The sequence below is a fragment of the Pseudomonas fluorescens genome, assembly GCF_902497895.1.
GTDB classification, from domain to species: Bacteria; Pseudomonadota; Gammaproteobacteria; order Pseudomonadales; family Pseudomonadaceae; genus Aquipseudomonas; species Aquipseudomonas fluorescens_BP.
The window spans coordinates 22,615-29,034 of sequence record NZ_CABVHQ010000073.1; the positions used below are offsets into that span (position 1 = coordinate 22,615).

A 6,420-nucleotide genomic window follows, 5' to 3' on the forward strand; every position below is an offset into this window, starting at 1 on the left:
TAGCAGACTGTCAGCTGGCCTCAATGTTGACTACCAGGCCCTCATCGCGAGCAAGCCCGCTCCCACATGGGATCTCCTGCACACACAAAACTTCTGCACGACAGAGACCAAATGTGGGAGCGGGCTTGCTCGCGATGAAGTCAACTCGGAGGACCTGCTGCCTATGAATCCCCACCACCATGATTTTTCTGAAAAACCTCCTCCCCCATTGCCGCAATCTGCCCGTCGATCAAGGCTTCGAACGGCCGCAACAACGCCTCGAACGAAGTCGGTGATTCCAGTACCTGCAACGCCTGAACGATAGCCTCCACCGTCGACAGCGCCCCCGGCCCCGGCGCCTTGCGCAAGCGATAACGGGACACCGCGCCCTGGGCCAGGGTCACTCTCGGCAAGGCCGCCAGCAACGGATTGAGGTGCAGCAGCTTGCGCGCCTTGCGCCAGGTGCCATCCGGTACCACCAGTAACAACGGCTGATCCGTGGAGGTGTAGGCCTGCAATGCCTGCGCGTCATCCCCCGGGAACAACAACCGCGCCTGATAACCCGGCTGATTCAGCAGTTCGGGTAAATCCTCGAACACTTCACCGACGATCAACTCGGCATTGATCAGCCCCAAGGCCGCCAGCCGTGCGGTGTTCAGCGCATGGTTCACTTCGCTCGGATGCTGCAACAGCAACACCCGAGTGCGGCTGTCCAGTTGCGGGATCAACGGGCACAGGCAATGGGTTTCAGGACGCAGGCAACGGGGGCATTGGCTTCTGGACATGGAGTTCTACCGATCAGGCCTGGTTGAGCTGGGCTTTGAGCAAGTCGCGGAAGGTCTGGATCAACGGTTCGCGGCTACGACCACGACGCACGATCATCGAGAATGGCGCCTGATAACCAAAGGTCGCCGGCAGTAGCACCCGCAAATCGCCCTTGTCGGCCCAGGCTTGGGCGTAATGCTCCGGCAGGTAACCGATGTAGGCGCCGGACAGCACTAGAATCAGTTGCGCCTCCATGCTCTCCACCGTTGCCGCGCTGTGCTTGAAGCCATGGCGAGCCAGTTCGGCCTGGCTCCAGTAACCGCGCCCGACCATGCGCTGCTGGGTGATGACTTGCTCAGGGATGCGCCGTTCGCTGAACAACGGATGGCGATTGCTGCAATACAGCCAGTGCTGCTCGCGGTACAGCGGCATATAGACCAGCCCGCTCATGCGGGTGGAGAAAGCGCCGATGGCCAGGTCCAGACGATTGTCCTGAACGCCGAGCTGCAGCTCATAGGGACTCATGACCGACAAGTGCAAATGCACCGCCGGGTGCTCCTGGCTGTAGGCACCGATGGCTTCGGCGAACGGCAGGGCCTTGTCGCTGACGGTGGAGTCGATCACCCCGAGGTTAAGGGTGCCGCGCAATTCGCCCTTGAGCGCCGCGGCGTATTGCTCGAAGCCTTCCAGCTCGCCAAGCAGACGCAAGGTTTCCTGATGGAACAGTTCCCCTTTGCTGGTCAGGCTGAACCCCCCGCGCCCCCGATGGCAAAGCACCAGGCCCAACGCGGCTTCGAGCTGGCTCATGTAAGTGCTGATGGCCGACGTCGACAGGTTGAGTTCCTGCTGGGCATTGGCAAACCCCTGATGCCGCACCACGCTGACAAAGATGCGCAAAAGTTTGAGGTCGGGTAAAGCGTTGGCCATGGGGTCTCCGGCAGAAACAGATATATCGGGCGGACGGTGATCTCCCGTAGCAGCTGGCGAAGCCTGCGTTCGGCTGCGCAGCAGTCGTAAAACCTGCACCCGAGTCCTTTCAGATGGAGCAAATTTGCCTGAATCACGACTGCTTCGCAGCCGAACGTAGCCTTCGGCAACTGCTACGCACAGAGGTCTCGTAGCAGCTGGCGAAGCCTGCGTTCGGCTGCGCAGCAGTCGTAAAACCTGCACCCGGGTCCTTTCAGATGGAGCGGATTTGCCTGAATCACGACTGCTTCGCAGCCGAACGTAGCCTTCGGCAACTGCTACGCACAGCGACCCCAGTCTATCGCTACACGTTTCATTAGTTTAGAAAAATCTGAACTAAGTATTTGCCCGTAGCGATTCTTCTCGCTCACTACATTTCGCAGAATCGCCCCCTGACAAATAAAACAACGATGAGGCCCTACCCGTGGACAAGATTCTTCACCAACCACTGGGCGGCAATGAAATGCCGCGCTTCGGCGGCATCGCCACCATGCTGCGACTCCCCCATTTGCAATCCGCTGTCGGCCTGGACGCTGCCTTCATCGGCATCCCGCTGGACATCGGCACCTCGCTGCGCCCCGGCACCCGCTTCGGACCCCGTGAGATTCGCGCTGAATCGGTGATGATCCGCCCGTACAACATGGCCACCGGTGCTGCCCCATTCGATTCGCTGTCGGTCGCCGACATCGGTGACGTGGCGATCAACACCTTCAACCTGCTGGACTCCGTGCGCATCATCGAAGAAGCCTACGACGAGATCCTCGAGCACAACGTTATCCCCCTGACCCTGGGCGGCGACCACACCATCACCCTGCCCATCCTGCGTGCCATCCATAAGAAGCATGGCAAGGTCGGTCTGGTGCATATCGATGCCCACGCCGATGTGAACGATCACATGTTCGGTGAGAAAATCGCCCACGGCACCACCTTCCGCCGCGCCGCGGAAGAAGGCCTGATTGACTGCGACCGCGTGGTGCAAATTGGTCTGCGGGCCCAGGGCTACACGGCTGAAGACTTCAACTGGAGCCGTAAACAGGGCTTCCGGGTGATTCAGGCCGAAGAATGCTGGCACCACTCGATGGCACCGCTGATGGCGGAGGTCCGCGAGAAAGTCGGCGGCGGCCCGGTGTACCTGAGCTTCGACATCGACGGCATCGACCCGGCCTGGGCACCGGGTACCGGCACCCCGGAAATCGGCGGCCTGACCACCATTCAAGCGATCGAGATCATCCGCGGTTGCCAGGGGCTCGACCTGATCGGCTGCGATCTGGTAGAAGTCTCGCCGCCTTATGACACCACCGGCAACACCTCGCTGCTGGGCGCCAACCTGCTGTACGAAATGCTCTGCGTACTGCCGGGCGTGGCCCATCGCTGAGGAATGATCATGAGCGAACGTGATCAGGTATTGAAAGCCGCCGCCGAACTGGTGTCGGCCTTCGCCCGTAACGATCGCGAAGGCTACTGGGCGACCTGGCAGGCGGTATCGCTATCAGCCTGCCACTGACCGGGAGCTTGCTCCCTCGCCACAAAAAAGCGGTTTAAACCACGTTTCACCATAAAAAAGACAATTGGAGACACGTTGTAATGGCTTTGGATTTATTTGTTGTTCTCATCTATGCCGCTGGCATGCTGGTGCTCGGTTACTACGGCATGCGCAAGGCCAAGACCCACGAAGATTACCTGGTGGCCGGCCGCAACCTCGGTCCGACCTTGTACATGGGCACCATGGCTGCCACCGTTCTGGGCGGCGCCTCGACAGTCGGCACTGTGCGCCTGGGCTATGTCCATGGCATCTCCGGCTTCTGGCTCTGCGCAGCCTTGGGTCTGGGCATCATCGCGCTGAACCTGTTCCTTGCCAAACCGCTGCTCAAGCTGAAAATCTTCACCGTTACCCAAATCCTGGAAAAGCGCTACAACCCGATGGCCCGTCAGGCCAGCGCAGTGATCATGCTGGCCTATGCGCTGATGATCGGCGTGACCTCGATCCTGGCGATCGGCACCGTACTGCAAGTGCTGTTCGGTCTGCCGTTCTGGATCTCGGTATTGCTCGGCGGTGGCGTGGTGGTGGTGTATTCGACCATCGGCGGCATGTGGTCGCTGACCCTGACCGACATCGTCCAGTTCGTGATCAAGACCGTCGGCCTGATGTTCATCCTGCTGCCGATCTGCCTGTACCGTGTCGGCGGGTGGGATGAGTTGGTGACCAAGCTGCCAGCCTCGAACTTCAGCTTCACCACCATTGGCTGGGACACCATCATCACCTACTTCCTGATCTACTTCTTCGGGATCCTGATCGGTCAAGATATCTGGCAGCGGGTGTTCACCGCCAAAAATGAAAAAGTCGCCCAGGTTGCCGGCACCGTCGCCGGGGTCTACTGCATCGCCTACGGCCTGGCCTGTGCCCTGATCGGTATGGCCGCCCACGTGCTGCTGCCGGACCTGGACAACGTCAACAACGCCTTTGCCGCAATCGTCAAAGCCTCGCTACCGGATGGCATTCGCGGCCTGGTCATCGCTGCCGCCCTGGCCGCCATGATGTCCACCGCCAGTGCCGGTCTGCTGGCCGCTTCCACCACCCTGACCGAAGACCTGCTGCCAAGACTGCGTGGCGGCAAACAGTCGAGCCTGAACATCAACCGCCTGTTCACCCTGCTGACTGGCATTGCGGTGCTGGGTATTGCACTGGTGGTCAACGACGTGATCAGCGCCCTGACTCTGGCCTACAACCTGTTGGTGGGCGGTATGCTGATCCCGCTGATGGGGGCCATTTTCTGGAAACGTGCGACCACCGCCGGGGCCATTACCAGCATGGGCCTGGGCTTCGTTACCGCTCTGGTATTCATGTTCAAGGATGGCCTGGATGCCAACACGCCGATCTACTACAGCCTGGCGGTCGGTTTGATCAGCTTCGTCGTGGTCAGTCTGTTGTCCACTCGCCCGGCGACAGCGAACGTGGCCAACGCGATCTAACCTGAGCGTAACAACGGTTTACCTTTTTCTTCGATGGGTACGGCGTCGGTTGCCGTACCCTTTTTTTTCGCCTGAAATTCTCCTCAGAGGAAAACACAATGAAAATTGTCAGCCGCGATCAATGGTTCGAAGTCAAAAACCTCAGCGATGGTGTTCGTCTGATCCATGAGCCGTATATCCGCCCCTTTTACCGTTGCAACCTGTGGCACATCCAGGGTCGCGACAAGGACCTGCTGGTGGACAGTGGCTCAGGGCTGGTCAGCCTGCGCGAGCAACTGCCCTGGCTCACCGAGCGACCGCTGCTGGCAGTGGCCAGCCACACCCATTTCGACCATATCGCCGGCCATCATGAATTCCCCGAGCGCCTGGTGCACCCGGCCGAAGCGCAGATCCTCGCCGAGCCCGATGGCGACAACACCCTGGCCACGGCCTTTGTCGGTGACGAGATGTTCGAGGCCCATCCGGATTGCCCGTTGTGCTACGCCGAATACCGGGTCAAGGCCGCGCCCGCCACGCGCTTGATCGAAGAAGGCGACGTGCTCGATCTGGGCAACCGCACCTTGCAGGTGTTGCACACCCCCGGCCATTCACCGGGTGGCATCAGCCTCTGGGAAGCCGCCACCGGTACCCTGTTCAGCGGCGATATCATCTACGACGGCCCGTTGGTCGAAGATGCCTACCACTCCAACCTCGAGGACTACGCGAAAAGCCTGCAGCGCCTGCGCGAATTGCCAATCCGCACCGTACACGGCGGACACTTCGCGAGTTTTTCCGGTGAACGCTTGCGCATGCTGATTGATGAGTGGGACCGGCAGCATTAGTAATCTGTGCTGTACTGGCATTCAGCGACTGCCGTTTTTTGCAGGAAGACGGTACAAGGATCGCTAGCGTCATTACTGACAGCTATCGCAGCGCCCCAGGACGGGTCAAACATCACGACAACCTCCCCCTGCCAGAGGTGTGTATGTACCGTACTGAAACCCCACGAGTCATCTGCCGCCCCCTCAAGAAACACCCCCCTCCTCCCGGCTCACCCCTGAAAAAATCGTTCGTGACGAACAACACCTGAGCCGCGCGAGGAATCAACATGAATAGAGCAGCCGTGCGTGACGCCGTGCATCGCTACATTGGTCGTCTACTGGACGGCAAATATGGATTTGATGATGACATGAGCCTGGAGCAGTTGGGGTTGGACAAGCAGGATATCGAGGAACTGATCTTCCGTCTGGAAGACGAGTTCGAGCTGAGCGCTTTCACCCGCGAAGAAGATCAACTACTCAAGCGCGCCCTCACAGTCGATGACCTGTGCCGGTTTCTGTTGGAGATTTCTCGGCGTTGAGCCTTTGCCAGGCTGTTAAGCAGTGGGAGCCCGAAAGATCGCAGCCTGCGGCAGATATAGGCGGCCTGACAGCCGGCCTATCTCTTGCGGATGTACCCAATCCCACTGTAGGAGCTGCCGAAGGCTGCGATCTTTTGATCTTGGCGTTTGGTCGGGGTACATATCCATTCCTGCGGTCACGGCCACTTAGGGTTCCGCTCTTACAGCCAGCCCTTTCAAGGTCTTCGTTTAAACTCTCTCCCATCTACGGTCCAGGATGACGAAACGATGTGGGAAGAAGTCTTAGCGCGGTTTGAAAAAAAGGCACCGGCCAGTGTCATGGCCAAGTTGGCGCTGGAGCAGGCCATCCCGGCCGAGTGGGTCGATCAGGTGTTCGAGGAGCATCGTCAACGCCAGTACCC

6 protein-coding genes and 1 pseudogene are annotated in these 6,420 nt (G+C 59.6%); 5 read left to right on the top strand and 2 right to left on the bottom strand.

Annotated features, from left to right (window positions below; genetic code table 11):
* Positions 1-161: 161 nt before the first annotated feature.
* Together F8N21_RS25880 and F8N21_RS25885 are read right to left on the bottom strand one after the other, a co-directional pair.
* Complete coding sequence (locus F8N21_RS25880) at positions 162-764, bottom strand: tRNA-uridine aminocarboxypropyltransferase (protein WP_150644835.1); 603 nt, start codon at positions 762-764, stop codon at positions 162-164.
* A 13-nt stretch (positions 765-777) separates the two neighbouring features.
* Positions 778-1,671, bottom strand: coding sequence for a LysR family transcriptional regulator (locus tag F8N21_RS25885; RefSeq protein ID WP_150644836.1), 894 nt, complete (start codon positions 1,669-1,671; stop codon positions 778-780).
* Positions 1,672-2,134: 463 nt separating this feature from the next.
* On the opposite strand from F8N21_RS25885, the gene speB reads away from it, so the two are divergent.
* The 5 genes and pseudogenes from speB (at position 2,135) to F8N21_RS25910 (ending at position 6,019) form a co-directional block, all read left to right on the top strand.
* On the top strand, positions 2,135-3,085 hold the full coding sequence (speB, locus tag F8N21_RS25890) for an agmatinase (protein ID WP_150644837.1): 951 nt from the start codon (positions 2,135-2,137) through the stop codon (positions 3,083-3,085).
* A 9-nt stretch (positions 3,086-3,094) separates the two neighbouring features.
* Positions 3,095-3,184, top strand: a pseudogene (locus F8N21_RS25895) (DUF4440 domain-containing protein); the annotation flags it as partial.
* 110 nt (positions 3,185-3,294) lie between these two features.
* Positions 3,295-4,680 (top strand): sodium:solute symporter, encoded by a 1,386-nt coding sequence (locus tag F8N21_RS25900; protein WP_150644838.1) that lies wholly within the window; start codon positions 3,295-3,297, stop codon positions 4,678-4,680.
* Positions 4,681-4,778: 98 nt separating this feature from the next.
* Positions 4,779-5,501, top strand: a complete 723-nt coding sequence (locus tag F8N21_RS25905; RefSeq protein ID WP_150644839.1) for an MBL fold metallo-hydrolase — start codon at positions 4,779-4,781, stop codon at positions 5,499-5,501.
* Between the two features lie 266 nt (positions 5,502-5,767).
* Positions 5,768-6,019, top strand: a complete 252-nt coding sequence (locus F8N21_RS25910; RefSeq protein WP_150644840.1) for an acyl carrier protein — start codon at positions 5,768-5,770, stop codon at positions 6,017-6,019.
* The last annotated feature ends 401 nt before the right edge of the window (positions 6,020-6,420 follow it).